2 protein-coding genes and 1 pseudogene are annotated in these 1,876 nt (G+C 67.0%); 2 read left to right on the top strand and 1 reads right to left on the bottom strand.

Annotation, left to right across the window (positions count from 1 at the left end):
* Positions 1 to 272, bottom strand: a 272-nt coding sequence (locus tag ABZ079_RS36810; protein WP_356943663.1) for an MBL fold metallo-hydrolase, incomplete at its 3' end; no start/stop codon positions are given.
* Positions 273 to 1,029: 757 nt separating this feature from the next.
* Here ABZ079_RS36810 and ABZ079_RS36805 point away from each other — a divergent pair.
* Both ABZ079_RS36805 and ABZ079_RS36800 read left to right on the top strand, forming a co-directional pair.
* Complete coding sequence (locus ABZ079_RS36805; RefSeq protein ID WP_014670069.1) at positions 1,030 to 1,233, top strand: cold-shock protein; 204 nt, start codon at positions 1,030 to 1,032, stop codon at positions 1,231 to 1,233.
* Between the two features lie 95 nt (positions 1,234 to 1,328).
* A pseudogene (locus ABZ079_RS36800) lies at positions 1,329 to 1,721 on the top strand (PQQ-binding-like beta-propeller repeat protein); the annotation flags it as partial.
* Between the last annotated feature and the right edge of the window lie 155 nt (positions 1,722 to 1,876).

Below are 1,876 nucleotides of genomic sequence, written 5' to 3'. Positions count from 1 at the left end.
CCGATGTGGTCCTCGTGGCCGTGGGTGAGTACCACGGCCACGATGTCGTCCAGCCGGTCCCGGATCGAGGTGAAGTCCGGCAGGATCACGTCCACCCCGGGCTGGGTCTCCTCGGGGAACAGCACGCCGCAGTCGACGATGAGCAGCTTGCCCGCGTGCTCGAAGACGGTCATGTTGCGGCCGATCTCACCCAGGCCGCCCAGGGCGATGACCCGCAGCCCTCCTTCGGGAAGGGGCGGGGCGGCTTTCAGCTCAGGGTGCGGATGACTCATACCCCGACGGTACCCGGAGAGCGGGACAGGGTGATCCATTACCTGTGCGATCTCCTTTTCCCGACGGAGCGGGGCACCCGCAGCGTGCCTCGGCACGATCGAATCACGCCGGCGACCGGGGACAGGGAGCGGTGAAAGCGGTACCACCTTCCGTGGCCGAACCGTTCGCCCGGTGCTGGAGAAGATCTCGTGCACCCTGTCGTGTTTTCCGACGTGCGCTGCCTCCCGGCGGGCCTCGGCACTGGTCCACTCGCAGTAGTCGAGACTCGGGTGTCTTCGGCGCTCAGGAGCAAGTGGGCTGAGAGGGCCCCGAGGCAGCTTCCTTCGCCGGGCAGACAGACGGCGGTGTCCCAGAAGCGCTTGCCGCCCCCGCCCGCCATGCAGGAAGCCGATGTGGTGCCCCATCGAACTCGACGACGAGGTCACGCGGGGGTGGCTCGTCCCTGGTCTCGAGCCGGTTCCGGGAAGTCGAAGGTGACGTCGTGTGGGGAGGGGCCGGCCACGCATGACCGGTGGGGCCCACCGGCCGAGCCTCACGGGCGATCCAGCCCTTCGTTCCGAGCCGGATGCTGGCGCGTTTTCGCTAGCGGCTTCCGTCATGCCGTTATAGCGTTGTGATCAGCAGTCGTGGTTCCGAAGTTCCGTTCGCCCGTGATCGCCTCACGGGCGTTCTTGCTGTTCAGCGCCTCTCCGGACCAGGGCGATCACCTCCCGGTCGCGCAGGGTGCGTGCCCGGTTTCCCTCAAAGGAGACAGTCATGGCCAAGGGCACAGTGAAGTGGTTCAACAGCGAGAAGGGCTTCGGCTTCATCGAGCAGGAGGGCGGCGGCCCCGACGTCTTCGCCCACTACTCCAACATCGCCAGCCAGGGCTACCGCGAGCTGCAGGAGGGCCAGAAGGTCGAGTTCGACGTCACGCAGGGCCAGAAGGGCCCGCAGGCTGAGAACATCCGCCCCGCCTGATCGCGCCCCGGTAAGGGGGGCCCGGCATCCCGGCTTCGGGACGCCGGGCCCTTACCGTCGCACGACGGTTCATCTGACTACGGGGGGGCGGCCGGGCGCTGGCCTGGGACGGGCAAAAGGGACACCCGTTGTTTGACACTCAGGTGTCCCGACGCATCAGTACGGCCCCCTTGGTCGCTGACGACGCCGTCTACATCGCCGCATTCGACCCAGGGCGGCTTGTAGTCCTCGATCCGCTCTCTGGCAGAGAGCTGTGGCGCAAGAGCGCAGGCGGCGCCTTCACCACCACGCCGTTCATGGCGGGCGATCGGATCTGGGCCAGTGACCGTACTGGGGTCCTGCACGCGTGGGATCCGCGCACCCGCCGGAGTACGGCCCAGCTGCCAGCGCGGTGGAGCGAAGAAGGCCGCGGACAACCCGCCGTTGAGAGCCGCATGATGTTCGTCTCCACCAGCGGCGGTTGGCTGCAAGCGTGGGAACTGCCGTGAGGACTCGCCCGCCGTAGCCAAACAACCACATGCCCGGTCACGGGCTAGTTGTACTGACCCGTGAGACACCTCAGGGTTCTAACTCGTCAAGCGACGGCAGCGAGTTGGACAGGGAAGGCGGTTTGTTCGTCGCATAGTTTGCGGTGCTGAAGACA

The sequence above is a fragment of the Streptomyces sp. NPDC006314 genome (assembly GCF_040613075.1).
Taxonomy (GTDB): Bacteria; Actinomycetota; Actinomycetes; order Streptomycetales; family Streptomycetaceae; genus Streptomyces.
Note: the sequence above shows the minus strand (reverse complement) of the source record. Positions and strands in the feature narration are given on the sequence as shown.